Origin of the sequence: Litchfieldella anticariensis FP35 = DSM 16096 (assembly GCF_000409775.1) — a bacterium.
Taxonomy (GTDB): Bacteria; Pseudomonadota; Gammaproteobacteria; order Pseudomonadales; family Halomonadaceae; genus Litchfieldella; species Litchfieldella anticariensis.
In genome coordinates this window covers 1,062,226-1,088,233 of the sequence record NZ_KE332388.1, presented here as the reverse complement: position 1 = coordinate 1,088,233, position 26,008 = coordinate 1,062,226, and the positions used below count along the sequence as shown (strand labels likewise).

Sequence of the window (26,008 nt, the reverse complement as noted above, 5' to 3'; positions counted from 1 at the left end):
GCTACTCACTAGAGTCATAAGGATAAGGTCATGAGTGAGACCAAACGCCCGCTGGGTATCACCGATGTGGTGCTGCGTGACGCGCATCAGTCGTTATTCGCCACCCGCATGCGTCTTGACGACATGCTGCCGATTGCCGAAAAGCTCGACCGTGTTGGCTTCTGGTCGGTGGAATCCTGGGGTGGCGCGACCTTCGATGCCTGTATCCGTTATTTGGGTGAGGACCCTTGGGCGCGCATTCGCGCCTTGAAAGAGGCGATGCCCAACACACGTCAGCAGATGCTGCTGCGTGCCCAGAACCTGTTGGGTTACCGCCACTACGCCGATGACGTGGTCGACAAGTTCGTCGAGCGCGCACGTGCCAACGGGGTCGACGTGTTCCGCGTCTTCGACGCCATGAATGATCCGCGTAACCTGGAGCATCCGATCAGAGCGGTCCTCGAACAAGGCGGCCACGCCCAGGGGGCCATCTCCTATACCGTCAGCCCGGTACATACCATCGAGGGTTGGGTAGAGTTGGCCAAGCGCATCGAGGATATGGGCGCCCATTCGGTGATGATCAAGGACATGGCCGGCCTGCTCACGCCATATACCGCCTTTGAACTGGTCTCACGGCTCAAGAAGGCGTTGTCGGTACCCATTCACATGCAGAGTCATGCCACCACCGGCATGTCCACGGCCACTGCAATCAAGGCGGTCGAGGCTGGCATCGACAACGTCGACACCGCGATTTCCTCGATGTCGATGACCTATGGCCATAGCCCTACAGAATCGGTAGTGGCGATCCTCAAGGAGACCGATCGCGACACGGGTCTCGACCTCGAATTGCTCGAAGAGATCGCTGCCTACTTCCGCGAAGTGCGCAAGAAGTATGCTGCCTTCGAAGGTTCACTCAAGGGTATCGATTCTCGCATCCTGGTTGCCCAGGTACCCGGTGGCATGCTTACCAATATGGAAAGCCAGCTCAAGGAGCAGGGGGCTGGCGACAAGCTCGACGACGTCCTCGCCGAAATTCCCAAGGTGCGCGAAGACTTGGGCTTCATTCCGCTGGTCACCCCGACCTCGCAGATCGTCGGTACCCAGGCGGTGATGAACGTGATGATGGGCGAGCGATACAAGTCGATTTCCAAGGAAGTCCAGGCGCTGCTCAGGGGTGAATACGGTGCCGCTCCGTCCGCGTACAACAAGGAGCTGCAGGCCCGCGTGCTGGAAGGCAAGGAACCGATCACCTGCCGTCCGGCGGATTTGCTCGAACCGGAGATGGGCCGTCTGCGTGAAGAATTGCGGACCAAGGCTCGCGAGGAAGGCATTCGTCTCGAAGAAGGCGAGCGCGAGATCGACGATGTCCTGACCTATGCCCTGTTCCCGCAAATCGGTCTCAAGTTCCTCAAGAATCGCGACAATCCCGATGCCTTCGAGCCTGCACCGCAAGCGCCGGAGAACAACGGCCAAACCAATAACCTGCCGGCCAAGGCCAGTGCCAAGATGCCCGCTGCCCCGTCTACCGGCCCCGAGACCTATACCATTACCGTCAATGGCAAGCAGTATGTGGTCGAGGTCGCCGAGGGTGGTCAGATCGAGCAGGTCCAGGCACAGCAGGGTGCCGCTCAGTCCGCGGTAGCTCCAGTTGCCAGCGCTCCGGCATCCACTGGCGAAGCCATTGCCGCACCACTGGCTGGCAATATCTTCAAGGTCAACGTCAAGCCAGGTGACACCGTCGCCGAGGGTGACGTGGTGATCATTCTCGAAGCCATGAAGATGGAAACCGAGGTGCGCACTGCCAGTGCCGGTACGGTCTCCGAGGTCAAGGTCAAGGAAGGCGACAGCGTATCGGTTGGCGATGCGTTGATCGTTCTTTAAGGACGGGGTAATGGAAAAGCTGTTGACCCTTTGGTACGGCTCGGGGCTCTACAACATGAGCCTCGGCCAAGCGGTGATGCTCGTCATTGGCTTGCTGCTGCTATACCTAGCCATTCACAAAAGATTCGAACCGTTGTTGCTGGTGCCGATCGGCTTTGGCGGTATCCTGGCCAATATTCCCGAGGCTGGGCTGGCCTTGTCGGCCGCCGAACAGGCGGCACATCTGGCTCGCCCCGGAGTTCTCGATCAGTTGAGTGGGGCATTGGGGCTGAATCCCGAACCCGGCATGGGACTGGAGGCTTGGCGCCATGCGATTAGCGAGGCGTTGCATGGCGACCTCTCGCCTGAGCAATTGCGACATGCCAACGATCTCGCCATGGATGCCGGCTACACCCACGGCATGCTGTATCACTTCTACAGCGTGGCGATCGCGTCTGGCATCGCGCCATTGGTGATTTTCATGGGCGTCGGCGCGATGACCGATTTCGGCCCGCTGCTTGCCAACCCTCGCACTCTGTTCCTGGGTGCGGCAGCGCAGTTCGGTATCTTCGCGACTCTGCTCGGTGCCGTTGGTCTCTCGGCCATCGGGGTCATGGACTTCTCGCTCAACCAGGCTGCTGCCATCGGCATCATCGGTGGTGCCGATGGCCCGACCTCGATCTACGTGTCGAGCATATTGGCACCGGAACTGCTGGGGGCGATCGCCGTGGCGTCGTATTCCTATATGGCACTGGTGCCCTTGATCCAGCCGCCGATCATGCGTGCCTTGACCACGACCAAGGAACGCCAGATCGTCATGACGCAGCTGCGCCCGGTACCAAAGCTCGAGAAAATCAGCTTCCCGCTGGTATTGCTGATCCTGGTGGTGTTATTCCTGCCGGATGCCGCGCCGCTGCTGGGGATGTTCTGCTTCGGCAACCTGATGCGTGAGTGCGGTGTGGTGGAGCGTCTTTCGGACACCGCCCAGAATGCACTGATCAATATCGTCACCATCTTCCTTGGGCTTTCGGTAGGCTCCAAGCTGGTTGCCGACCGTTTCCTGGCGGTAGAGACGTTAGGGATTCTGGGGTTGGGGATCGTGGCCTTCGCCATCGGGACTGCCTGTGGTGTGCTGATGGCCAAGCTGATGAATACCATGAGCAAAATGCCGATCAACCCGTTGATCGGCTCAGCCGGTGTCTCGGCGGTGCCCATGGCGGCGCGGGTTTCCAATAAGATCGGGCTCGAGTACAACCCCCACAATTTCCTGTTGATGCATGCCATGGGCCCCAATGTGGCAGGCGTCATCGGCTCGGCGGTAGCCGCGGGGGTAATGATCAAGTATCTGGGGTAAGCGACCTGGCTATGAAATGACCACGGCGCCCGATTGGGCGCCGTGGTCGTGTATGAGGCTGGCTCAATCGAGTGCTTCCAGGCGTCCTTTGAGCCGCGCCTCGAGTGGCTCCAGATTCTTGGGTGTGTTCTGTGGCCAGCCCACGGTGAGGATCACGCCATCGGCACCGTAGTCGACGTGCTCGATAGGCACGTCTTGGCTTTCGAGCCAAGCGCGGGCTTCCGCTTCGCCGGAGAAGTCGAGCTTCAAACGCAAGGGCGCGCGTGGAGTGAAATCGAGGGTCGCCAGGCGTTCCAGAGCCTGGGCGACCGCTTGTGAATAGGCGCGGGCCAAGCCCCCGGTGCCGAGTTTGGTGCCACCAAAATAACGGATGACCACACAGCCGATCTGCCCCATGCCCGAACCCTCGAGCACTTGGTACATGGGGCGACCCGCCGTGCCGCCGGGTTCTCCGTCATCCGAGAATCCAATGGCCTGCTGCTCACCAGGCGGGCCGGCGATGAAGGCGCTGCAATGATGACTGGCGCTGGGGTGGGCTTGGCGTGCCGCAGCCAGTAGCCTTTCGAAGGCGGATGTCTCCGGTGCATGGCAGACCCAGGTGATGAATCGGCTCCTCTCTACCTCCAGCTCGCTTTCCTGCCACTCGCCGGCGGGGAGGTCGGGGATCGGATAAGACATCAGGCAGCGCTGGCGGGTTGCCGCATCACGCCCATCACCAGGCCCAGCACCTGGATGTCATCGTTCTTTAGATAGATGGGGGGCATACTTTCGTTGGCTGGTTGCAGACGCACGCCGGATTTCTCGATATACAGTTTCTTCAGGGTAACTTCCTGGCTGTTGATCATCACCACCGCGGTTTCGCCATTTTCGGCGCTCTCTTGGCGTTCGATGATGATTACGTCACCGTCGTGGATATTACAGTCGATCATCGAATCTCCGCACACCCGCAAGGCATAGGTATTGCGCCGTACCATACGTGAAGGAATATAGACACTCGACTGATCGGGACAGGCCTCGATCGGCAACCCGGCGGAGACGCGCCCCAGTAATGGCACTTCGACCAGATCGGTGGCGTCGATCTCTTCCCAGGCATCGGTCAGCGGCAAATTGGCCAGGCGGTGAAGGTAATGCGGTGTGGTGTGCGGCATGTGTTGTTCTCCCTTGAGGCGTCGAGGCGCGTGGAGACCTGTTGATATTTACAGCACTTTCCGCATCATAGCAGTCCGCACGCGGCTGGCAAGCTTAGTCGACGTAAGGTTAGGCGCCGATGTGGGACAAAAATGGCATGATAGAAAAATTGGCACGTTGAACTGCGACCGGCTGACGCAGCCGGTGCGCTGGCGAGGCGTGGGCATTCCATGTAAAGTGCCGGGCTGATTCCCGGCTTGGAGACTGCGGTGACCTTTCGCCTGGAGGCGAGACATCTGGCGTGTGAGCGCGATGATCGCTGGTTGTTCGCCGACCTGGACATCGTGGTCGGTGCCGGCGAGATCGTACGCATCGAAGGTCCCAATGGCAGTGGCAAGACCACGCTGCTGAAGATCCTCTCAGGACAGTTGACCGACTATCAGGGGGAACTCTACTGGTGTGATTCCCCGATGCGTCAAGTGCGCAGCGACTTTCTCGCCAATCTGCTCTATATGGGGCATGCTCCCGGAGTCAAGGCCGCCCTGTCTCCGCTGGAAAATCTGGCCTGGTATCAGGCGTTGGCCGGTGAGTCCGGAAGCGAGTCCGCGCGCATGAAGGCACTCGCGGCCGTGGGGCTGACGGGATTCGAGGATATCCCTGCCGCTCAGTTATCGGCAGGTCAGCAACGTCGAATCGCACTGGCCAGGCTGGAATTGATCGAGCGCCCCTTATGGGTACTCGATGAACCGTTCACGGCCATCGACCGCGATGGCGTCGCCGAGCTCGAGCAACGATTGTTGGCTCATGCGCGGCGCGGAGGCAGTGTGTTGGTGACCACGCATCATGATCTGACCTCCCTGGGAGAGTTACGGCGCATTCGACTGGGCCGGGGAGTGGTACATGCAGGTCAGTGAATCGATGACGGCAATGGAGCCAAGAGGCGGTCTCGGAGTGGCCATCGCGGCCACCGTGCGGCGAGACCTGATTCTGATGCTGCGTCGGCGCAGCGAGATCATCAACCCGCTGGTGTTCTTTGCGCTGGTCATCACACTGTTTCCGCTGGGTATTTCGCCGGATCCCGACCTGTTGGCAACGATCGCCCCGGGCTTGCTGTGGGTGGCGGCTTTGTTGGCCACGCTATTGTCGCTCGATTCACTGTTTCGCGCCGATTTCGACGATGGTTGCCTGGAGCAATTGCTGCTGGCCCCTCAACCCTTGCCAGCGATGGTGTTGGCCAAGGTGGCCGTGCATTGGCTGCTGACCGGATTGCCACTGGCACTGATGGCGCCGGTACTGGGACTGATGCTGTCACTTCCGACGGGCAGCTATCTGATGTTGGCAGCCTCGCTGGCGCTGGGCAGTGCCAGCCTGAGCTTGATTGGTGCCATCGGAGCGGCGTTGACGGTGGGGTTGTCGCGGGGCGGGGTACTGCTGTCGCTACTGGTTCTGCCACTCTACATCCCGGTGCTGATCTTTGGTGCCGGGGCGGTGCAGGCGGCGATTCTTGGCGATGGCGGTATGGCCCACCTGGCAATTCTAGGAGCGCTGCTGGCGACGGCTCTGATGCTGGCGCCCTGGGCCATTGCCGCCGCGTTGCGCATCAGTATCAATGGTTAAGAGGTAAGATGGGTCATGTGGGCCTTCATTCATAAACTTGGATCTCCCAAGTGGTTTTACGATATCAGTGAGCGCCTGCAGCCTTGGTTCTGGGCTGCGGCTGCACTGTTGATCCTGGTGGGGAGTGTCTGGGGCCTGGCCTTTGCCCCGGCGGATTACCAGCAGGGCAACAGTTTTCGTATCATCTACGTGCATGTTCCGGCGGCGTTCCTGGCGCAGTCCATCTTCGTTGGCCTGGCAGTGGCGGCATTGGTATTCATGGTGTGGAAGATCAAGGTCGCTGACATGGCGGCGGCAGTGATGGCCCCACTGGGAGCAGCGATGACCTTCATCGCCCTGTTTTCCGGGTCGGTGTGGGGTGTGCCGACATGGGGAACCTGGTGGATGTGGGACGCACGCCTGACGTCGATGTTGATTCTGCTGTTCCTTTACTTTGGTGTGATTGCTTTGCGTGGCGCTTTCGCCAGCCGTGACAGCGGTTCCCGCGCGGCTTCGGTATTGGCCATGGTCGGGGTCATCAACATCCCGATCATCAAGTATTCTGTCGACTGGTGGTATACCCTGCATCAGCCGGCATCCTTTACCATCACTTCGCGTCCCTCTATGCCCGTTGAAATGTGGTGGCCGCTATTGCTGATGGTGCTGGGTTTTTACAGTTTCTTTATCGCCTTGACCCTGATGCGCACGCGTAGCGAGATATTGCGCCGAGAATCGAACAAGCGCTGGGTGAGAGACCTGGTTCGGGAGGACGGGTGATGGCCTTCGACTCCCTGCAAGCATTCTTGGCGATGGGGGGGCACGCCCCCTATGTGTGGACCGCCTGGTGCGTGACGGCGGCCCTGATGCTTGGCTCTCTGGTTCATGCCAGGGCTGAGCGGCGCAGCCTGCTGCGTGATCTCAAGCGTCGCGAACGGCGGGCCAGGAGTGAGTTGTCGAGGGAAGAAGTGGATGACACCTAAACGCAAACAGCGACTGTTCGTAATCCTGGGGTTGGTGTCGTTGGCAGCGATTGCCGTGGGGCTGACGCTGTATGCGCTGCGTGCCAATATCAACCTGTTTTTCAGCCCGATCCAGATCGCGGCTGGTGAAGCGCCCATCGAGCGCCAGATTCGTGCTGGAGGCATGGTCAAGGAGGGTAGTGTTTCGCGCAACCCCGACAGTCTCGACGTGGAATTCGTCATCACCGACTTCGTCGAGGAGGTCGAGGTCCACTACAGCGGTATCTTGCCTGACCTGTTTCGCGAAGGGCAGGGCGTGGTCGTCGTCGGGCAATTGAGCGAAAACGGTCGTCTCCATGCCGATCAAGTACTGGCCAAGCATGACGAGAACTACATGCCTAGCGAAGTTGCCGAGGCCCTGGAGGCGGCTGGGTACTCGTCATCCGACTATGCCGAGAAGTACAACAGCGCCGACAAATACGACAGTGCCGATGAGTACTCAGGTACGAAGAACGAGGGCGCCGACTAGCCCGGAGTTGCCATGTTGACAAAGATGATTCCCGAAATCGGCCATTTCGCCTTGGTGATCGCCCTGTTGATGGCGTTCTTCCAGGCGGTGATGCCGCTGGCCGGTGCCGCCACGCGCCGTCCCCTGTGGATGGCTTTCGCCCGGCCCATGGCGGCTGGACAGTTCCTGTTCGTGGCGGTTGCTTATCTTTGTCTCACCACGAGTTACATGCTCGATGATTTCAGCGTGGCCACTGTCGCCAACAATTCCAACTCCATGCTGCCCTGGTATTACAAGTTCAGTGCGGTATGGGGCAACCATGAAGGCTCGGTATTGTTGTGGAGCCTGATACTGGCTGGCTGGACCTTTGCCGTTAGTCGCTTCTCTCGCAACCTGCCTGAGGACATGATTTCTCGAGTGTTGGGTGTGATGGGGATGGTCAGCTCTGGCTTCCTGTTGTTCGTGCTGGTCACTTCGAATCCTTTCGAACGGCTGTTACCGGTGATACCGCAAGATGGTGCCGACCTCAATCCGTTGTTGCAGGATTTCGGTCTGATTATCCATCCTCCCATGCTCTACATGGGGTACGTGGGCTTCTCGGTGGTGTTTGCCTTCGCCATCGCCGCCTTGCTGGGGGGGCGTCTGGATGCCGCCTGGACGCGTTGGGCGCGCCCGTGGACCAATATCGCCTGGGCCTTCCTTACCGTGGGTATCGCGTTGGGCAGTTGGTGGGCCTACTACGAACTCGGCTGGGGTGGCTGGTGGTTCTGGGACCCGGTGGAGAACGCCTCACTGCTGCCTTGGCTGGCCGGTACGGCGCTGCTGCACTCGTTGGCGGTAACCGAGAAACGTGGCTCCTTCAAGAGCTGGACAGTGCTGCTGGCGATCCTGACTTTCTCGTTGTCACTGCTAGGCACCTTCCTGGTGCGCTCTGGGGTGCTGACCTCGGTACATGCTTTCGCCAACGATCCTTCGCGTGGCCTCTTCATCCTGGCGCTGTTGGGTGTCACCGTCGGCCTGTCGCTGCTGGTGTTTGCCCTGCGTGCCCCTCGAGTCAGTCATACCGTGGCCTTTAGTTGGGTATCGCGTGATGCCTTGTTGCTGGTCAATAACATCTTGCTGGTGATCATGACCGTCACCGTATTGCTGGGTACTGTCTACCCGTTACTGCTCGATGCCTTGGGATTGGGCAAGATCAGTGTGGGGCCACCGTATTTCAATGCCTTATTCGTGCCGCTAACAGTAATCCTGTGCGTGTTCATGGGGCTTGGTCCCAGCGCGCGTTGGAAGCATATGTCGGCCCGCGAGCTGTTTCGACGCCTTGGCCTGGCCAGCCTCGCGGCCCTGATCATCGGTATGTTCGTCCCGCTGGCATATGGCGGGGAATGGAACCTATGGGTATCGCTGGGGCTGGTGGCTGCGTTGTGGATCGTGCTCCCGATGGTGCGCGACCTGTTCGAGAAGATCCGTCGGGCTGGTTCGTTGGGCGATGGTCTGCGTAAATTGTCGCTGGCTTACTGGGGCATGGTGCTTGGCCACCTGGGGGTGGCAGTGACCATCATCGGTGTGGCGGTGGTCTCCAACTACAATGTCGAGCGCAACGTGCGTCTGGCACCTGGCGATAGCGTCCAGGTGGCGGGCTACACCTTCACCATGAACGAACTGCAAAGCCGTCGTGGCCCCAACTACCTGTCCGACATGGCCTTCATCGAGGTCAGTCGTGATGGCAGCTCACGTTCCTTCACCATGGTGCCGGAAAAACGCCTGTACATCGCGCGTGGCATGCCAATGACCCAGGTGGCGCTGCGTCCCGGTCTGTTCCGTGACCTCTACGTGGCCATGGGTGAGGACCTGGGAGACGGCGCCTGGGCGATGCGCATCCAGTACAAGCCATTCGTGCGTTGGCTGTGGCTTGGTGCGTTGCTGATGGCTGCCGGTGGCGTCATGGCGGTGATCGATCGCCGCTATCGGCTCAAGCGCCACCAGCAGGTACCGCTTCCAGCGTCCTCGACGCGTGAGGTGCCGGTATGAAGCGGCGGTTGTTGTTGCTATTGCCCTTGGTGGGATTCCTGTTGTTGTCCGGCTTTCTCTACATGGGCTTGTCGCTGGATCCCTTCCAGCGTGATTCGGCCCTGCTGGCTCGGGAGTTTCCCGAGTTTCAGCTCTCCACTCTGGAAGATTCCGAGGTACTGGTCGACGAATCCCTGCTCAAGGGAGAAGTAACACTGGTCAACGTGTGGGGCGAATGGTGCCCGACCTGCAAGCAGGAGATGCCGCAATTATTGTCGCTGGCCGAACGTGGCGTGAGGCTGATCGGTGTCGACTACAAGGACACACGTGCCAAGGGCCAGGAATTTCTCGAAGAGTTCGGCAACCCCTTCGAGGTCAACGTCTTCGACCCTGAAGGAGATCTTGGCTTCGAGCTCGGCGTCTACGGCGCCCCGGAGACCTTCCTGGTCGATCGTGACGGAATCATACGTTATCACCATACGGGGTATATCAAGCCTGAGGACGTCGTGCAGACGATTCTGCCGGAGGTGCGCAAATGGCAGTGATCCGACGAGGTCTGGTTGTCCTGGTGTTGTTGCTGGTCGCTGGCCTGGTGCAGGGCGCCGTCGAGGTACGAGAATTCGCCGATCCGGTGCTCGAGCGGCGTTACAGTGACCTGAACGAGTCGCTACGCTGTCCCAAGTGCCAGAATCAGGCCATCGGTGACTCCAACTCTCCCGTTGCCGCCGATATGCGTGAGAGGGTCTACATGCTGTTGCAGGACGGTCGCTCGGATATGGAAATTCGCGACTACATGGTCAAGCGCTTCGGCGATTACGTCCTCTATAATCCGCGCCTGGAGGGGCGTACCTGGCTATTGTGGGGGCTACCCGGTGCGCTGGTAGTCATCGGAGGTATCGTGGTGGTTCTCATCGTGCGCACTCGTCGTCGCGCCTCGGCCCGCCAACTATCCCCCGACGAGCGCGCCCGTCTCGATGCTCTGATCAAACGCAAGAGGCCCGAATGACGTTACTCTGGCTAGCTTTTGGCCTGCTCTTGTTACCTGCCTTGTGGTTATTGATCGCACCTTTGCGAAGTGCCCAGGCAGTTCACGCGTCGCAGCAAGATGTCGAGGCCAATGATCGTACCGCCGAGCAGAACGTGGCGGTTTTTCGCCGTCGTCTCGAGTCCCTGGAGGCAGCATTCGAACGGGGAGAGATCGACCAGGCGCGCTTCGATGAAGATCGGCTGGATCTGGAACGCAGCCTGCTCGAGGATACTGCAGGAACCCAACGCCGCCCGCTGAAGGCACCGCTATCCGGACGCCTCGCCGTACCGTTGGTAACGGTCGCCGTTGTGATCGCCAGTGTGTCGTGGTACCAGCAACGAGGGGCGGAAGGGGATCTGTCACTGTATAACGTTCTGCAGGAGGTGCGCAGCAATCCCGAGCGCTCCCTGCCGATGATGATCGAGCGTCTGGAGCAGGAAGCTGCGCGTCAAGCGGACAACCCCAACGTATGGTCGTCGCTGTTTCCCCTCTACCGCGACAGCGGTCAGGGAGCCAAGGCGATCGAGGCACTGGAACGGCTGATCGAACTGGAAGGTCGCCAACCGGCCCTGCTTGCCCAGCTCGCCCAGACTCGCTTCTTCGTGGCCAACCGTACCATGACCGATGGGGTGCAGGCGTTGGTCGACGAAACGCTCGACAAGGATCCGCGACAGCCCATCGTGCTCGGGATGCTGGGTATCCACGCCTTCGACGAAGGCCGTTACGAGCAAGCCATCGAACACTGGCGGAAGGCGATCGCTGGTTTCGACGATCCCGCTTCGGCCGAGGCGTTGCGCGAAGGAATCGCTGCAGCCCAGCGACGCCTGGGTGTCGCCTCCGACGAACTCGAGACGGCGCAAACTCAAGGCCCTGGCATTCAGGTGCGGGTCAGCCTAGATCCTAAGTTGCGCGATCAACTTGACGACAATGCCAGCGTTTTCGTGGTGGCGCGCGACATGGAAGGTGAATTGCCGCCATTGGCAGTGGCCCGGGTCAAACTGTCGGAGTTGCCGGTGACAGTGACCCTGAGCGACGCTCATGCCATGAGCCCTGCGGCACGGATCTCCCAAGTCGATGAGGCGCGCCTGATGGTCAGGGTGTCGGCCAGCGGTCAGGCTACGCCTCAAGCGGGTGACCTGTTCGGTGGTCGTGATGCAGTGGCAGTGGGTGATATCGATGGCGAGCCCGTCGATGTCGTCATCGATCGGGTCGTGGAATAACCGTGCGTCTCAAGTCAATCAAGCTGGCCGGCTTCAAGTCCTTCGTCGACCCGGTGACGGTTCCCTTCGATGGCAACATGACCGCTATCGTCGGGCCCAATGGCTGCGGCAAATCCAACGTCATCGATGCCGTACGCTGGGTGATGGGTGAATCCTCGGCCAAGACCTTGCGTGGCGAATCGATGACCGACGTCATCTTCAATGGCTCTACCGGGCGCAAGCCGGTGGGGCAGGCGTCGATCGAGCTGTTGTTCGACAACCGCGACGGCAGCATGGGCGGTCCCTACGCTCAATATGCCGAGATCGCCGTCAAGCGCCAGGTCACCCGCGACAGCCAGTCGACGTATTTCTTCAACGGCCAGAAGTGCCGGCGTCGCGATATTGCCGATCTGTTCCTCGGCACCGGTTTGGGACCGCGTTCCTATGCCCTCATCGGCCAGGGCATGATTTCGCGGCTGATCGAGGCGCGTCCCGAGGAATTGCGCTCCACTCTCGAAGAGGCTGCCGGGATCTCCAAGTACAAGGAGCGGCGCCGCGAAACCGAGAATCGCATGCGCCGCACCCAAGAGAACCTCGAGCGTCTCGACGACATTCGCGAAGAGCTGGACAAGCAACTCGAACGGCTCAAACGCCAGGCCGAGGCGGCCAAGCGCTATCAGGCTCTCAAGCAGGAGGAATACCGGCTCAAGGGCGAACTGGCGCTGTTGCGTGGCCGTGGCCTGCGTGCCCAACAGGACGAACAGGAAAGTCGGGTGCGTGAACTGGAAACTCAGGTCGAGCGTGAGATCCTCGGTCAGCGACAGTGCGAGACACGCCTCGAAGAAGCCCGCATCGAACATGACCGGCTGGCCGAACAGCTCGACGGGCATCAGCGGCGTTTCTACGACACTACTGCCGAGATTGCGCGCCTCGAGCAGAGCCTGGAGCATGTCAAGGCGCGTGAAGCGCAACTGGCAAGAGATCTGGAAAGCGCGCGGCGCGAACTGGCCGAACTGGATCAGCTTGGTGAAGCGGACAGCGAGCGTCTGCAAGCCCTCGACGATCGCCTCGAGACCTTGGGGCCGGAACGCGAAGAGGTCGATGAGAGCCTGGCTCAACTCGAGGAGGCGCTTGAGGAAGCCGAGGCGGCTGACGCCGACAGTGCCGAACATTGGGCCGCCTTCAACGACGCGTTACGGCAGGCGAACCACGAAGCTGAACGCGCTCAGGATCAAGTAAAGGGTTTTGAGCAGGCTCTGGAATCGCTCAGTGAAGACATCGAGCGCCGCCGCCAGCAGAGGCAAGAGTTGCCGGATGTCAGCGAGCTTCGTGAGCAACGTGGCGAACTTGCCGAGCGGTTGGCCGAAGCCGAATTGGCTCGAGAGACACTCGAGGCTCGCCGTGAATCGTTGCAGGAGCAGCGCCAATCCGTTCAAGAGCAGCAGACTGCCCTCGAGCAAGCACGTGAAGAAGATCGTCAAGCGCGTAGCTCGCTACAGGGCGAACTGGCTTCGCTGGACGCCTTGATTCAAGCAGGATTGGCCGACAGCGATGAAGCCTTGGAAGCGCACCTGGCTGACCATGATCTGCAAGCGGCGCCACGGTTGGGGGAGCGGTTGGTGGTCGAAACGGGTTGGGAGGATGTCGTTTCCTGGGTGTTATCGCCCTGGCTCAACGCACGAATCACCGCACTCGATACCTCACATGGTGTATTGGCAGTACTGGTGGCCGGCGAGCTGCCTCTGGTCGAGAGTGATATCACCTTGCCGGAGCCCCGGCACGACTCCCTTGCAGCGCGGGTCAAGGGGGCCGGAGGCGCCGCCGCACTACTTGCCGGTATCCGCTGTGTCGACTCCCAGAGCGATGCTTGGAGCATGCAAGCTGAGCTGGCCCCAGGCGAGAGTGTGATCACGCCCGATGGCCTGTGGCTGGGGCGTGGTTGGGCGCGCCGTCGTGGCGCGGCCGAGGCAGCCGACAGCCTGCTTGCCAGCCGGCGACGGCGTGACGAAGTGGCGCTGGAACTGGATCGTATCGAAACGCAGCTGGTCCAGCACGACGAGCGTCTGGAAGCTGCCAAGGCCCGCGGTCAGGAGCTCGAAGCAGCGCTCGAGCAATGTCGCCGCGAGGAACGCGATCAGGATCAACAGCGTCAGCAACTCGCCTTACAGGAAGCCAATCTGGCCACGCGCCTGGAGCATCTCGATACTCGTGCTCGAGAACTCGATGAAGAACTCGAACGTCTCGAGGCGCAACACGAGGAGCGGGCCCTGGAACTGGAAGTCGCGCGCGATCGCTGGCAAGCCGCAATGGCTACCCTTGAAGACAGTAGTATCCAGCGCGAAACCTTGGAGCGCGAGCGGCACAGCGCCCAGGAACGTCTCGTCAGTCTGCGCAGTCGTCAGCGACCGCTGGCCGATCAGGCACAGCGTCTGGCACTGGAGCACCAGCGGCTGACGACTGAACGTGAAGGGTTGGCGCAACAGCAAGGGCGTGTCGAGCAGTCGCGCGAACGGCTCGAAGAGAAGTGCGCCGAGCTAGAGGAACAGCGCGAGATGCTTCGCGAACCCGAGGAAGAGGAGCGCGAACGGCTCGACGAACTGTTGCATCGGCGTGCCCAGGAGGAGCAAGCGCTGAATGCCTGTCGTGACCAGGCAGCCGGGCTCGCCGAGCAGTTGCGCAATGAGGAACTGGCACGCCAGGGCCACGAACGCAACCTGGAGGCGATTCGCGAGCGCCTGCAGGAGGGACGAATGCAGGTCCAAGCCTTGGCGCTCAAGGCCGATGTCCATCAGCAACAGCTCGATGAGCTGGGCCATGATGCCAACCAATTGGCTGAGAGCCTCGATCCCAACGCCACGGAATCAGCCTGGCAGAATCGCCTCGAAGGGCTTGCCGACAAGGTTCGGCGCCTCGGGGCGATCAACCTCGCGGCCATCGAAGAGTACGACCAGCAGGCCGAACGGCGTGACTATCTGGAGGCCCAACACGCCGAGTTGAGTGAAGCGTTGGAGACTCTCGACCGCGCAATCCGCAAGATCGATCAGGAAACACGCACCCGTTTCAAGCAGACCTTCGATCAGGTCGATGCCGGCCTGCAGGCACTTTTCCCCAAGGTTTTCGGAGGGGGAACCGCATGGTTGACACTGACCGGCGAGGATTTGCTGGAAACGGGGGTGGCAATCATGGCGCGTCCCCCTGGCAAGAAGAACAGCACCATTCATTTGCTCTCGGGGGGAGAAAAAGCCCTTACCGCGTTGTCACTAGTATTCGCGATCTTCCAACTCAATCCGGCACCGTTCTGTATGCTCGATGAAGTCGATGCTCCGCTCGATGATGCCAATGTGGGTCGTTACGCTAAATTGGTGAAAGAAATGTCGGAAACGGTGCAATTCATCTATATCACCCACAACAAGATTGCCATGGAGGCAGCGGAACGTTTGATGGGGGTGACCATGCAGGAACCGGGAGTTTCACGCCTCGTGTCGGTGGGGATCGAAGAAGCGGCAGTGCTCGCGGAGGCCTGAACGACTTGCACGAAATCATTAAAGGGGTTACCAAGGAAGGATACCAATGCAGATCAGGGACAATAGAAGGGTGGTTGCGCTAGGGCCAAGTGAAAACTTGACATTCAAAAAAAGTGGCCCTTTTTTTGGTAATCGCGCTATGCTGGTGTCGAACGACTTATTCAGGCATGGCGCCTTAGCAAACAGGCAAGACGACCCATGGAACTAAGAGAGTGGCTGATCATCCTGGGGCTGGCTCTGGTGACCATCATCGTGATCGATGGTGTTCGTCGCCTACAACGTCAGCGTCGAGTGCCCCGGCTGGACCAGGTCGATAACGATACGACCAGCTCCAGTAAGGGGGAAGTGGCGGATCCCGAGCAGGCAGCTCGTGAAGCCGAAATCAACTGGGAATTACCCAATGGAGGGGCGCGTGTCGTCAAACCCGCGTCCTATCAAAAGGTCGAGTCCAAACCCAAGTTGCAGCGGCAGGAGCATCCCGGGCCGTCCAAAGTATTGGCCAGTTGGCGCCATCAAGGACAAGAAGAGGCATCGGACGATGTTGCGTCTCCGGGTCATTCCCAGTCGCAGCCATCTCCCGCCACCGCTTCGGGCAAGAGCCGAGTAAAGGCGAGCCACGCCGAAAGCGATGCGCGTCGCTCGACTTCCACGATGCCTCCGGCCGAAGAAGCGCACGACGAGCGGCCGGCGGCTGCGAGTGCCGAGCCGGTATCCAAAGCCGAATCGAGTGAATCGGCCCCTGAAGCTGGTGAGTCACGGCATACTGAACGTAGCGAGCCCACGTTGTCGGCATTGACCGATGACGAGCCGACGCAACGAGAAGCGAATGCGGAAGTCGCAGGTCTGTCGGCCGATCCTGAGGATCATGACGACTACCACGATGCCGAGCGTTATCGTCTTGTTGACCTGGATGGAATGACCGACTCGCTGAAGTCCGGATCAGTCAAAATGGGGGCCTCCATGCAACGGTTCGGTGCCTCATTGCAGAAGAACCTTGCCGAACGCAAGGCACAACGCAAGAAGGATAAGCTCAAGCGCGAACAGGAAAAGGCCGAGCGCAAGGCACGCGAAGCCAGCCGTCGGCAGCAGGAAAAGGCGGAACGCGAAGCGCGCGAAGCGGAAAAGCTCCAACGCGAGAAAGAGCGTTCCATGGTCGAGGACGATTACGACGATCCCCTGTTCACGCCACCTCGCCGGCCGGCGACTGACTCCGTTGCGACGGATCGGGAATATCGTGAAGAGATCCCCACCGAAGCAGTCGAAGCCGGGGAGGAAGACGTGCTACAGGAAGGTGTGGTCACACCACATCCAGTGGTCGAGAGGGTACTACGCCATGACGTCAGCGCCGAGCATGCGCGAGACACCCTGAGCCATGCCGAGGAAGTCATCGTCATCAGCGTGATGTCTCGCGACGAAGAGGGCTTCTCCGGGGCGGCACTGCTCGACCTGATGATGGCCTGTGGCCTGCGTTACAGTAGCGAAATGGGCATCTTCCATCGCTTCGAGACCGAAGATCTGCTCAGCGAATTGCAGTTCTCAATGGTCAATGTCCTTAAGCCGGGAACCTTCCCGCTCGAGACCATGGACGACTTCACCACGCCGGGTATCACCCTGCTGATGCCGCTACCCGGTGCTAGCGATACCGCCGCGGCTTTCGAGGCCATGGTCGAGACAGCGATGGTAGTGGTGCGTCATCTGGGTGGCGAGCTGAAGGATGAGAACCGCAGCGTGATGACGGCTCAGACGGTGGAATTCGCCCGTCAGCGCGTCCAGGAATTCGAACGGCGCCACCGGCTGCATCGCTACCAAGCGAATTAGCTGTAAGCGGAAAGCTATAAGCTGTAAGTTTGAAGAGGTAACAACAACCCCGTGAGAGATCACGGGGTTGTTTTATTCCAGATAAATATCAAAAATTACTCGTTTACAGCTTACAGCTTACAGCTTACAGCTTTCTCCGACCGGGACAGGATCGTATGAGTCAACCCGATTCCCAGACACGCGAAGAAGTGGCGCGATTACGTGCCGAACTCGATGACGCCAATTATCGGTACTACGTTCTCGACGATCCGAAACTGACCGATGCTGATTACGACCGCAAGTTGCGTCGTCTGCAGGAACTCGAAGAGACGTATCCTGAGCTGGTGACGCCCGACTCCCCCACCCAGCGGGTGGGCGCGGCACCCGCCGAGGGCTTTCCCGAGATCCAACATGTCGTGCCCATGCTGTCGCTGGACAATGCTTTCGACGAAGAGGAGGTCAGAGCCTTCGTCAAGCGAGTAGGCGAACGTCTGGAGCGTGATGGTGACAAGCTCGACTTCTGTTGCGAGCCAAAGCTCGACGGTGCAGCGGTCTCGCTGGTCTATGAACAAGGCATACTGACCAGTGGTGCCACGAGGGGTGATGGCCGTACCGGCGAGGGAATCACTAGTAACCTTCGCACCCTGCGCTCGATTCCTCTCAAATTGCGAGGCAAAGATCATCCGACACTGCTCGAAGTGCGTGGCGAGGTGATCATGAGTCATCAGGGCTTCGAGAAACTCAATGACAAGGCGCGGGAAGAAGGTGGCAAGATTTTCGCCAATCCTCGCAATGCTGCCGCCGGTAGTCTGCGTCAGCTCGATCCCAAGATTACCGCCACTCGGCCACTGGAGTTCAGCGCTTACCAGGCAGCGCGTATCGAGCCCGACCCCGGGGCGCGAACTCACAGTGAATTGATGGCACGACTGCGTAAGCACGGTTTTCGCACCAGTACTCACCTCAAGGTGGTACGTGGCAGCCAGGGATTGCTCGACTATTGCCGCGAACTGGGCGAGCAGCGGGATGATCTTGGCTACGATATCGACGGCGTAGTGATCAAGGTTGACAATCTTCGCCTGCAACGTGAATTGGGTTTCGTGGCCCGGGCACCACGTTGGGCAGTTGCCTACAAGTTTCCCGCCCAGGAGCAGAGCACCTGGGTCAGGGACGTCGAGTTCCAGGTCGGGCGTACCGGTGCCATCACGCCCGTGGCACGGCTGGAGCCGGTCGCGGTGGGAGGCGTCACGGTTTCCAACGCCACCCTGCATAATCAGGACGAGATCGCCCGTCTGGGGGTCATGATCGGCGATAGGGTAAATATTCGACGCGCCGGCGACGTGATTCCCCAAGTCGTTCGGGTCTTGAAGGAGGAGCGACCCTCGGATGCCAGGGAAATCGTCTTTCCCGAGCGCTGTCCGGTCTGCGATTCGCAGATCGAGCGTCTGGAAGGCGAGGCCGTGGCACGCTGTTCCGGTGGCCTGTACTGTCCGGCCCAACGCAAGGAAGCGCTCAAGCATGTCGCCAGCCGGCGCGCCCTGGATATCGATGGCTTGGGTGAAAAGCTCATCGACCAGTTGATCGAGCGCGAATGGGTCCAGACCCCGGCTGACTTGTTTCGCCTGAAAGCGGAGCGGCTAGCCGAGCTGCCACGCATGGGCAAGAAGTCGTCCGAAAATCTGATCGAGGCATTGGAGAAGGCCAAGCACACCACGTTGCCGCGCTTCATCTATGCGTTGGGAATTCGAGAAGTGGGCGAGGCCACGGCCAATACCCTGGCACAGCACTTCGGCACCCTGGAAACCCTGATGCAGGCCAATAGGGAAGCGCTCGAGGCGGTGGAGGACGTTGGGCCGGTGGTCGCTCGTCATATCCATACCTTCTTCCAACAGCAACATAATCTCGACACCATTGCCGAGCTGAGAGAATTGGGCGTGGATTGGGAAGAGGCGGAAGTCGGCGAACGGCCTCAACCGCTGACAGGTCAGACCTGGGTACTCACTGGTACGTTGGAGTCCATGACCCGTGATGAGGGCAAGGCGCGTCTGCAGGCATTGGGTGCCAAGGTCGCTGGCAGCGTATCGAAGAAGACCGCTGGCGTAGTGGCTGGCCCTGGCGCCGGCAGCAAGCTGACCAAGGCCGAAGAGTTGAAGGTGCCGGTGCTCGACGAGGACGAGTTCCTGAGCCGATTGAATGCCTGGGAGAAGGGGGAGGAGGCGACATGAGCGGTCGTTTCGTCGAGGTTCCCCACCGCATGCTGCCGGGCGAGACCCTGGATGCCCTGCTTGAGGCCTTCGTTACCCGCCAAGGTTACGATACCACCGACACCGGCGACGGCATGCGCGGCTGGGTCGGCCAACTCAAGCGCCAGCTCGAGCGCGGCGAACTGGTCATCGCCCATGATCTCGAAACCGAAACCACCGAAGTCATGACACTGACCCAGTGGCGTGCCTTCGGCCGAGACCTCGCCGACGACGAGGAAGGGTAGACTTGGCTACAGGCTGGCCCGGCTCGATCAAGCCCGATCATCGGGTGTTTCGCCGATGATCGCGGGATCGAAGGGCGGACGGGAGAAGATGCGCCGGACCATCGGCACGAAATGCTCGAGGGGCCGGGTGGGATAGTCAGGGTCGAAGGACGCCTGATCCCAGCGCTCGCAGAAGTCCACGCAGTCCTGATACCAAGGGTGATCCCGATAGCGCTCGCGCTCCAGCGGATCCCCGCCGAAGTGGTGGATGTAATAGTAGTTCTGGAAGAGGCCGTGGTGCTCGATCACCCAGGTCACTCGGGCACTGACATAGGGGCGGATGATCGAGGCGGCGTACTGGGAGTGGTTATGCGGCGCCAGGTCGTCGCCGAGGTCGTGGACCAGGGCCGCGACGATCATCTCCTCGTCCTCGCCACCGTCCTCGGCGCGGCTAGCAGACTGCAGCACATGCTCGAGACGCGAGACTCGATACCCGCTCAGGGTGTTTTCCAGCCCCCGCAGGGCGGCGAGGATACGCTCGGGCAATCCCTCAATGTAGGCCTCCTCGAGCCGTCCGAGCAGCAGATAGTCCTCTCGGGTGCCATCCTTCATGCGGGTGAAGCTCACTTGCGGGGTGTCGTCGGTGGACATGGTGGGACCTCATTTTGTACGTGGTATTCAGGGCTCAGCGGCACAGGGCGCGGTAACGCCCGGTGGGCCCGTCACGGTCGATGTAGCAGCCCTGAAGGTGGCGCAGGCCCTCGTTCGGGTCATAGGCCGTGCGACCATGCAGCACGCGATTGTTGTCGAACATCATCAGCTCGCCGGCCCGCAGCGGGAAGGCCAGGCGATGATCGGGATGCGAGAACAGCTCGCCGAGGCGGCGACGGGCTCGATGGAAACGGCGGGTCGTCGCCTCGTCCATCAGCGGCAGGGCATCTAGCCGAGGGCTGTAGTGCACTCCCGTCAGGCGACCCGTTGCATCCATGTGGATCATGGGGCGACGCTCGATGAGTTCCACGTCATCATCGACGAAACGGAAGCGCACCGGGATGGTGGCTAGCAGGCAGTAGCCTTCGGGATCCTCGGTGCGCAGTTGCTCGGCGGCGAAGAGACTGTCGACCAGGGTGGAGAGTCCGCCGGACGTCTCGTTGACCAGGCAATGCAGAAGTTGGATGCCAGGCACCGGGTTGCGATAGGGATTGTCGGTATGAGGAGCCAGGGGCACCGCCCGATAGGCCAGATCGTTGGATTTGGGGCGGGAGAAGACCTCGAAGTACTGGCCGAAGTTGGTCGAGCGCACATGCCCATAGGTCTCGCCGACCTCGACCAGGGTGCCGCCATCCGTCGGTACCTTCTCGAGGATGATCACGCCGTAGCGCAGATAGGCCTCGAGGGAGTCCCGGAAACAGCCACGATCCGACATCTGCTCCCAGTCGAAGGTGAAGGCCTCGCGGTCGATGTTGGCATCCCAGGGGAGCGGCCTGGGCAGGCAGTCGTCGGGATCGAACTCGGCGGCCAGGCGCGTCAAGTCGTAGACTCCGGTATGCCCGTCGCTGAACGACAACCGGGCGCGCTGCTCGCCCAGGGCCTCGGCGGCGATCAGCCGCAGGTCCTCCTCGAGATCGTGAGGGTTGAACAGGCGCTGCTGGGTCACCGCATCGAGGCTCGTGGCTTCCTGGCATCGCTCGCGCAGCCACAGGGCGGGCAGCTCGGTTCGCTGCCCGGTGTCGACCACGAAGACGCCGGGGGGATGCGCCTGGACTTGGAACTGAGGGTTCGACATCATACTGGCTCTCGCTCCGGGACAATGAACGATAACCAGTCTAGGGATGGCGGCGACGACGGGAAGGAGGGCGCACCTTATGCGAGCTATAGAGTTGCCTTATGGCTGAACGACCCAGGGAGGAGTTGCCGACCCTCAAAGCGTTGGTGGCCTTCGAGGCGGCGCTGCGTCTCGGCTCGCTCTCTGCGGCCGCCAGGGCGCTATCCACCACTCAACCGGCGATCTCGCAGCGTATCCGCGGCCTGGAAGAGGCGGTGGGGCAGGTTCTCTTCGAGCGCAGGGGCGGCGGGCTGCGGCCGACCCGGGAAGGGCTTCGCTTCTATGACGAGATCGCCCCCTCCCTGAAGACCATCGAGGGGTCCATCGAGGCGCTACGCAGCCGTGCCGCCTCCCCCCATCCTCGGGTGCTGATTGCGGCCGACTTCGGCTTCGCGCATCTTTGGCTGCTGCCGCGTCTTGCGTGCCTGGAGGAGGTTGTCGAGGGGGCTGAGTTCGAAGTCGTCGCTGCGGATCGGCGCGATGAACCGTCCGTCCGGGTCGCCGACATCAGCATCCGGTTCGACGAACGCGCCCAGGGCGTCGACCGCTTCTATCCCGAGCGCGTCTTTCCTGTATGCAGTCCGAGCTTTGCCGAGCGCCATGGCCTAAGCGCTGATACCCCGCCCTCGGTGTGGTCGTCCCTGCCGTTGCTGCACATGGATCGGCGCAATCCACGCTGGATGGACTGGCGATGCTGGAGCTTGTTGGCCGGCCATGCCTATGTCGATCCCGGTCGGCTGTTCACCTACAATAACTATCCCTTGCTGATCGGTGCCGCTGAGGCTGGGAAAGGCATCGCACTGGGTTGGTTGCCGCTGGTCAGTGACCTGCTGCGTGAGGGACGGCTGATGGCGCTGAATCCTATGGTGACCCGTGAAAGTCACGGCTATGCGGTCGAGACGCGCCACGCCAACAACATCCTGCTCAGGCGCATCGTCGACTGGCTGGATGCCGAGCTCTCGTTGCCATCCCCCGTTCCCGACATGACGTCCCGACAATGACTTGCCTGGTGGGTGCCAGAAGATGCCAGCGGTTCTTTAGGCTTTACCTGAAAAGTCGACGAGCGCAGGCACTCTTCGGATAAAGCCTAGTCCAGCCGCTTGTGGGTGCGCATTACCGCCACACTCAGCATCACCAGCGTGAATATCCCCAATGCCGCCAATGCCGGCCACAGCTCGAACAGGCTGGCGTCGCGCAGCATGATGCCGCGCACCAAGCGCAGGAAATGGGTCAATGGCAGCAGTTCGGCCAGCCACTGGGCCACCTTGGGCATACCGGCGAAGGGGAACATGAAGCCCGATAGCAGGATCTGCGGCAGGAAGGTAAAGAATGCCAACTGCATGGCCTGGAACTGGCTGCGTGCCAAAGTCGACAGGAAGATACCCAGCGACAGGCTGGCAAGAATGAAGACCAGCGCGGCCAAGTAGAGTTCGAGCAGTGAGCCGCGTACCGGTACCGCGAACAGCCATTTCCCAAGCAGCAATACCACTGTGACTTGAACCAGGCCGATACCAACGAACGGCAGCACCTTACCGAGCGTCAGTTCCCAGGGTGACACCGGGGTGGCGATCAACATCTCTAGGTTGCCATTTTCTCGTTCGCGAACCAGGGCGATGGCAGTGAACAGCACCATGGTCATGGTCAGGATTACCCCGATCAGGCCGGGAACGGTATTGATCGGGGCACGGCGTTCGGGGTTGTAGAAGTTCACGACCTCGATCGGTGTGACCTGCTGTGTCCAGCCCGCGGCATCGGGGACAGGAAAGCGGGCGAGCTGGCGTGCGGCGGCTTGCACTACTTGGTCGGAGCCATCGACCACCAACTGCAGCGCTGGGCGGTCGCCACGTTCCAGGCGTGCCTCGAAGTCTGTCGGAAGTATCAACGCCACACTGATCTTGCCGCGTCGCATCAGGTCGTTCACCTCTTGGGGTGTCGACACTCGATAGCGCAGGGTGAGTACCTGTGTGGCTTCGATTTGTGCTACCAGTTCTCGGGAACGAGCGGTATCGGCCTGGTCCAGTACCGCGGCATCGAGTTGGCGTACGTCCAGATTGATGGCATAGCCGAACAGCACCAACTGCATCACCGGAATGCCGACGATCATGGCGAAGGTCAGGCGGTCGCGGCGTAACTGACGCAACTCCTTGAGCACGATGGCCAGCAGGCGTTGCAGCTTCATGATGCCTCCCCCGCTGATTGCCTCGGCTGTCGGGTGGCGGCAACGAAGACGTCCTCCAGGTTAGCGGTGCCGGATACCAGTCGTGCCTCGATACCGGCCGTCCTCAGCCGTTCGCTTAGGGGGTTCTCATACTCCACATCTTCGACCAGCATTCTCAGCGCAGCACCGATCTGGGCCAGGGCGATCACTCCCGGCTGACCCTCCAGCACCTGCTGGGCCTGGCGTGGCCTGTCGCACTCCACCAGCAGCGGCCGGCCGGGCAAGGCTTCCATGAGTCGCTGTGGGCTGTCATCGGCAACCAGGCGTCCACGATCAAGAATGGCCAGCCGGGTACAGCGTTCCGCTTCGTCCATGTAATGGGTGGAGACCAGGATGGTGGTGCCGGCGTCAGCGAGTTCGAACAACGACTCCCAGAATTCGCGCCGCGACTGTGGATCGACCGCGCTGGTGGGCTCGTCGAGCAACAGCAGGTCGGGTTCGTGCAGCACGGCACCGGCCAGAGCCAGGCGCTGCTTTTGGCCTCCACTCAGGGTCCCGGCGAGTTGGTGGCGCAATTCCGCCAGCCAATAGCGGTTAAGCAATTCTTCGATACGCTGGTGGGCTCGTTTGCGCGGCAAACCGTGCACAGCGGCAAGAAAAGTCAGATTTTCGTTGACGCTAAGGTCGCGGTAGAGTGAAAAGCTCTGTGTCATGTAGCCGAGATGTCGCTTGAGGCCTTCGGCGTCTTTTGGCAGATGATGACCGAGCACCTCGATCTCGCCGCTGCTGGGATGTAGCAGGCCACACAGCATGCGCAGGGTAGTGGACTTACCCGAACCGTTAGGGCCGAGGAAGCCGTACACCTCGCGTGGGCGTACATCCAGATCGAGTGCATCGACCGCGACCGTGGTACCGAAGCGTTTGCTTAGGCCTCGCACCCGAATCACTGTAGCGGAATCATCGATGCTGGCCATTGTCCAGCTCCACGCTGATGGGCAAGCCCGCAGGTAGTCGGCGGGCCGCTTCGCCCTCGAGCCTGGCCTCGGCTCGGTACACCAGGCGGTTGGCATCGTCTCCCACCAGCGCATAGTAGGGGGTGAAGGCAGGTTCGCTGCTGATGCTTTCCAAGGTCGCGGTGAAAGGCGTCTCGACACCTTCGACCCGGACTTGCAGTTGATCGCCTGGGGATAACGCCGTGCGCTGGGGAGCGGGCACGAATAGCCGCGCATAGGGCGCCTCGCCCACCAACAGGCTGACCAAGGTTGCCCCGGCTGCCGGCTGATCGCCGGGATGGAAGGGCAAGGCATCGACTTTCCCGTCACGCGGTGCTCGCACGATCAGTCGTTCGCGCTCGATTTGCAATTCCTGTAACCGGGCTCTTGCGGCAGCCACGTCGGCGGCGGCCTGGGCAATGCGTTCAGGGCGTTCGCCACGAGTGAGCTCGCGCAGTTGCGCTTCCAAGGTGGCGACTGCGGCACGGCGTTGATCGCGATTGGCACGAGCTTGTTCGAAGGCTGCCTGAGAGGTCGCATTCTGTTGCCGCAGTTCGGCGGTGCGGCGATAGTCGCGCACGGCCTGCTCATAAGCGGATTGGGCGCGGGCGAGGTCGGCACGGGCGGCGTCGATGGTCTCTTCTCGGGGGCCATGGGTCAGCTCGGCCAACCGTGCCTCGGCACCAGCAAGCTCACCGCGCGTCTGGTCGAGGCGGGCTTCCTGGCGGCGGCCATCGAGTTCGAGCAATATGTCGCCGGCATTCACGTTTTCGCCTTCGGTGACCGACCAGCGTAATACCGGTTCCGAAACCTCGGCGGGCAATGCGATACGGTCCCACTCCAGCGTCCCTGGCAATGTCGGGGGTGAGTCGTTGCAACCCGCCATGGCCAGCAGCACCAGCAGCAGCCAGATTGGTCGGTGCCGACGTTCAAGGAACATGATCGGTCTCCAGGCCTCGCGCCAGTAGGGCCAGGGTATGGCGTTCGAGTGCGGCGCTATCGAGGTCCTCACTATCGAATATGCGGTGCCATAGCGGTGCGGCCGCCAGCGGGAACAGGGTCAGGCCGATCAGCGAGACCATCAGCAGGCGAGGATCGAGTTCGGGGTTGAGGTGCCCGTGACGTTGGGCCCGTGCGAAGGACTTGGCCAAGCGTCTCGGGATTTGCTCCGCGATATGGGTGACCAGCAACTCGCGCAGGGTGCCGTCTTCACTGAGCACCTCACGAACCCACAGGCTTGGCAACCATGGATGCCGTTCGACGGTAGCATGCATGCCACTGACGAAGCCTTTTGCCAGGGCGCCGGCATCGTCGCCGAGGGTATCGAGATGGCGGCGAAGCTCGGCGACCACAGGCAGCAGACGTTCTTCGACCACCGCATTGAGCAACGCTGCCTTGCCACCGAAATAATAACTGACCATCGCCGGTGTCACGCCCGCCGTTTCCGCAATGCCACGCAGGCTGGCTGCGGTTACACCGTGGTTGGCGTAGTGGAAGAGGGCGGCATCGAGCAAACGTTCGCGCTGATCGCGCCTATCGCCACTGGGGCGGCCCGGACGACGCATTTTCCCTCCTTCGCCCTGCATCGAGGGCTGGCTTTGGGAACCTTCTATCTTAAGATTTAAATC

At 60.9% G+C, this 26,008-nt stretch carries 24 protein-coding genes; 16 read left to right on the top strand and 8 right to left on the bottom strand.

Going from position 1 to position 26,008, the window contains the following annotated elements; all coding sequences use genetic code 11:
- Window positions 1–30 precede the first annotated feature (30 nt).
- Together oadA and L861_RS11975 are read left to right on the top strand one after the other, a co-directional pair.
- Window positions 31–1,860: a sodium-extruding oxaloacetate decarboxylase subunit alpha gene (gene oadA, locus L861_RS11980; RefSeq protein WP_016416235.1), complete on the top strand. Its 1,830-nt coding sequence runs from the start codon at window positions 31–33 to the stop codon at window positions 1,858–1,860.
- Window positions 1,861–1,870: 10 nt separating this feature from the next.
- Window positions 1,871–3,193: a sodium ion-translocating decarboxylase subunit beta gene (locus tag L861_RS11975; RefSeq protein WP_016416234.1), complete on the top strand. Its 1,323-nt coding sequence runs from the start codon at window positions 1,871–1,873 to the stop codon at window positions 3,191–3,193.
- A 63-nt stretch (window positions 3,194–3,256) separates the two neighbouring features.
- Here L861_RS11975 and L861_RS11970 read toward each other — a convergent pair whose 3' ends face one another.
- Both L861_RS11970 and lexA read right to left on the bottom strand, forming a co-directional pair.
- Entirely contained in the window at window positions 3,257–3,871 is a 615-nt protein-coding gene (locus L861_RS11970) for an IMPACT family protein (RefSeq protein WP_016416233.1), read from the bottom strand.
- Window positions 3,871–4,341 (bottom strand): transcriptional repressor LexA, encoded by a 471-nt coding sequence (gene lexA / locus L861_RS11965; protein ID WP_016416232.1) that lies wholly within the window; start codon window positions 4,339–4,341, stop codon window positions 3,871–3,873. The genes L861_RS11970 and lexA overlap by 1 nt, the downstream gene beginning before the upstream one ends.
- A gap of 249 nt (window positions 4,342–4,590) precedes the next feature.
- Between lexA and ccmA the strand changes: the two genes are divergently transcribed.
- The 13 genes from ccmA (at window position 4,591) to L861_RS11900 (ending at window position 19,426) form a co-directional block, all read left to right on the top strand.
- Window positions 4,591–5,235, top strand: coding sequence for a cytochrome c biogenesis heme-transporting ATPase CcmA (ccmA, locus tag L861_RS11960; protein ID WP_016416231.1), 645 nt, complete (start codon window positions 4,591–4,593; stop codon window positions 5,233–5,235).
- A complete protein-coding gene (ccmB, locus tag L861_RS11955; RefSeq protein WP_016416230.1) occupies window positions 5,222–5,938 on the top strand; it encodes a heme exporter protein CcmB in 717 nt (238 codons plus the stop codon). Before ccmA ends, ccmB begins: the two co-directional genes overlap by 14 nt.
- Before the next feature lie 15 nt (window positions 5,939–5,953).
- Entirely contained in the window at window positions 5,954–6,694 is a 741-nt protein-coding gene (locus L861_RS11950) for a heme ABC transporter permease (protein WP_016416229.1), read from the top strand.
- Window positions 6,694–6,897 (top strand): heme exporter protein CcmD, encoded by a 204-nt coding sequence (gene ccmD / locus L861_RS11945; protein ID WP_016416228.1) that lies wholly within the window; start codon window positions 6,694–6,696, stop codon window positions 6,895–6,897. The genes L861_RS11950 and ccmD overlap by 1 nt, the downstream gene beginning before the upstream one ends.
- On the top strand, window positions 6,887–7,405 hold the full coding sequence (ccmE, locus tag L861_RS11940; RefSeq protein WP_016416227.1) for a cytochrome c maturation protein CcmE: 519 nt from the start codon (window positions 6,887–6,889) through the stop codon (window positions 7,403–7,405). Before ccmD ends, ccmE begins: the two co-directional genes overlap by 11 nt.
- Before the next feature lie 12 nt (window positions 7,406–7,417).
- Window positions 7,418–9,415 (top strand): heme lyase CcmF/NrfE family subunit, encoded by a 1,998-nt coding sequence (locus L861_RS11935; RefSeq protein ID WP_016416226.1) that lies wholly within the window; start codon window positions 7,418–7,420, stop codon window positions 9,413–9,415.
- Window positions 9,412–9,939, top strand: coding sequence for a DsbE family thiol:disulfide interchange protein (locus tag L861_RS11930; protein WP_016416225.1), 528 nt, complete (start codon window positions 9,412–9,414; stop codon window positions 9,937–9,939). The genes L861_RS11935 and L861_RS11930 overlap by 4 nt, the downstream gene beginning before the upstream one ends.
- A complete protein-coding gene (locus L861_RS11925) occupies window positions 9,930–10,400 on the top strand; it encodes a cytochrome c-type biogenesis protein (protein WP_016416224.1) in 471 nt (156 codons plus the stop codon). Before L861_RS11930 ends, L861_RS11925 begins: the two co-directional genes overlap by 10 nt.
- Window positions 10,397–11,641, top strand: coding sequence for a c-type cytochrome biogenesis protein CcmI (gene ccmI / locus L861_RS11920; RefSeq protein WP_016416223.1), 1,245 nt, complete (start codon window positions 10,397–10,399; stop codon window positions 11,639–11,641). Before L861_RS11925 ends, ccmI begins: the two co-directional genes overlap by 4 nt.
- Before the next feature lie 2 nt (window positions 11,642–11,643).
- Window positions 11,644–15,144, top strand: coding sequence for a chromosome segregation protein SMC (gene smc, locus L861_RS11915; protein WP_016416222.1), 3,501 nt, complete (start codon window positions 11,644–11,646; stop codon window positions 15,142–15,144).
- A 198-nt stretch (window positions 15,145–15,342) separates the two neighbouring features.
- Window positions 15,343–16,962, top strand: a complete 1,620-nt coding sequence (zipA, locus tag L861_RS11910; protein WP_016416220.1) for a cell division protein ZipA — start codon at window positions 15,343–15,345, stop codon at window positions 16,960–16,962.
- A gap of 155 nt (window positions 16,963–17,117) precedes the next feature.
- The gene (gene ligA / locus L861_RS11905) at window positions 17,118–19,163 is read left to right on the top strand and encodes an NAD-dependent DNA ligase LigA (protein ID WP_016416219.1); all 2,046 of its coding nucleotides are present in this window, start codon (window positions 17,118–17,120) and stop codon (window positions 19,161–19,163) included.
- Window positions 19,160–19,426 (top strand): YheU family protein, encoded by a 267-nt coding sequence (locus L861_RS11900; protein WP_016416218.1) that lies wholly within the window; start codon window positions 19,160–19,162, stop codon window positions 19,424–19,426. The genes ligA and L861_RS11900 overlap by 4 nt, the downstream gene beginning before the upstream one ends.
- Window positions 19,427–19,453: 27 nt before the next feature.
- Here the strand turns inward: L861_RS11900 and L861_RS11895 are convergent, their stop codons facing one another.
- Both L861_RS11895 and L861_RS11890 read right to left on the bottom strand, forming a co-directional pair.
- Window positions 19,454–20,056: an HD domain-containing protein gene (locus L861_RS11895; protein ID WP_016416217.1), complete on the bottom strand. Its 603-nt coding sequence runs from the start codon at window positions 20,054–20,056 to the stop codon at window positions 19,454–19,456.
- Between the two features lie 34 nt (window positions 20,057–20,090).
- Window positions 20,091–21,194 carry a TauD/TfdA family dioxygenase gene (locus L861_RS11890; protein ID WP_016416216.1) on the bottom strand — a complete coding sequence of 368 codons (1,104 nt, stop codon included), beginning with the start codon at window positions 21,192–21,194 and terminating at the stop codon, window positions 20,091–20,093.
- 98 nt (window positions 21,195–21,292) lie between these two features.
- Between L861_RS11890 and L861_RS11885 the strand changes: the two genes are divergently transcribed.
- Window positions 21,293–22,231 carry a LysR family transcriptional regulator gene (locus L861_RS11885; RefSeq protein ID WP_016416215.1) on the top strand — a complete coding sequence of 313 codons (939 nt, stop codon included), beginning with the start codon at window positions 21,293–21,295 and terminating at the stop codon, window positions 22,229–22,231.
- Window positions 22,232–22,317: 86 nt separating this feature from the next.
- On the opposite strand, the gene L861_RS11880 is transcribed toward L861_RS11885, so the two are convergent.
- The 4 genes from L861_RS11880 to L861_RS11865 are packed head-to-tail and all read right to left on the bottom strand — an operon-like array spanning window position 22,318 to window position 25,945.
- Complete coding sequence (locus L861_RS11880) at window positions 22,318–23,409, bottom strand: ABC transporter permease (RefSeq protein WP_016416214.1); 1,092 nt, start codon at window positions 23,407–23,409, stop codon at window positions 22,318–22,320.
- Complete coding sequence (locus L861_RS11875) at window positions 23,406–24,362, bottom strand: ABC transporter ATP-binding protein (protein WP_016416213.1); 957 nt, start codon at window positions 24,360–24,362, stop codon at window positions 23,406–23,408. Before L861_RS11875 ends, L861_RS11880 begins: the two co-directional genes overlap by 4 nt.
- A complete protein-coding gene (locus tag L861_RS11870) occupies window positions 24,346–25,320 on the bottom strand; it encodes an HlyD family secretion protein (protein WP_016416212.1) in 975 nt (324 codons plus the stop codon). The genes L861_RS11875 and L861_RS11870 overlap by 17 nt, the downstream gene beginning before the upstream one ends.
- A complete protein-coding gene (locus tag L861_RS11865; RefSeq protein WP_016416211.1) occupies window positions 25,310–25,945 on the bottom strand; it encodes a TetR/AcrR family transcriptional regulator in 636 nt (211 codons plus the stop codon). Before L861_RS11865 ends, L861_RS11870 begins: the two co-directional genes overlap by 11 nt.
- Window positions 25,946–26,008 lie beyond the last annotated feature (63 nt).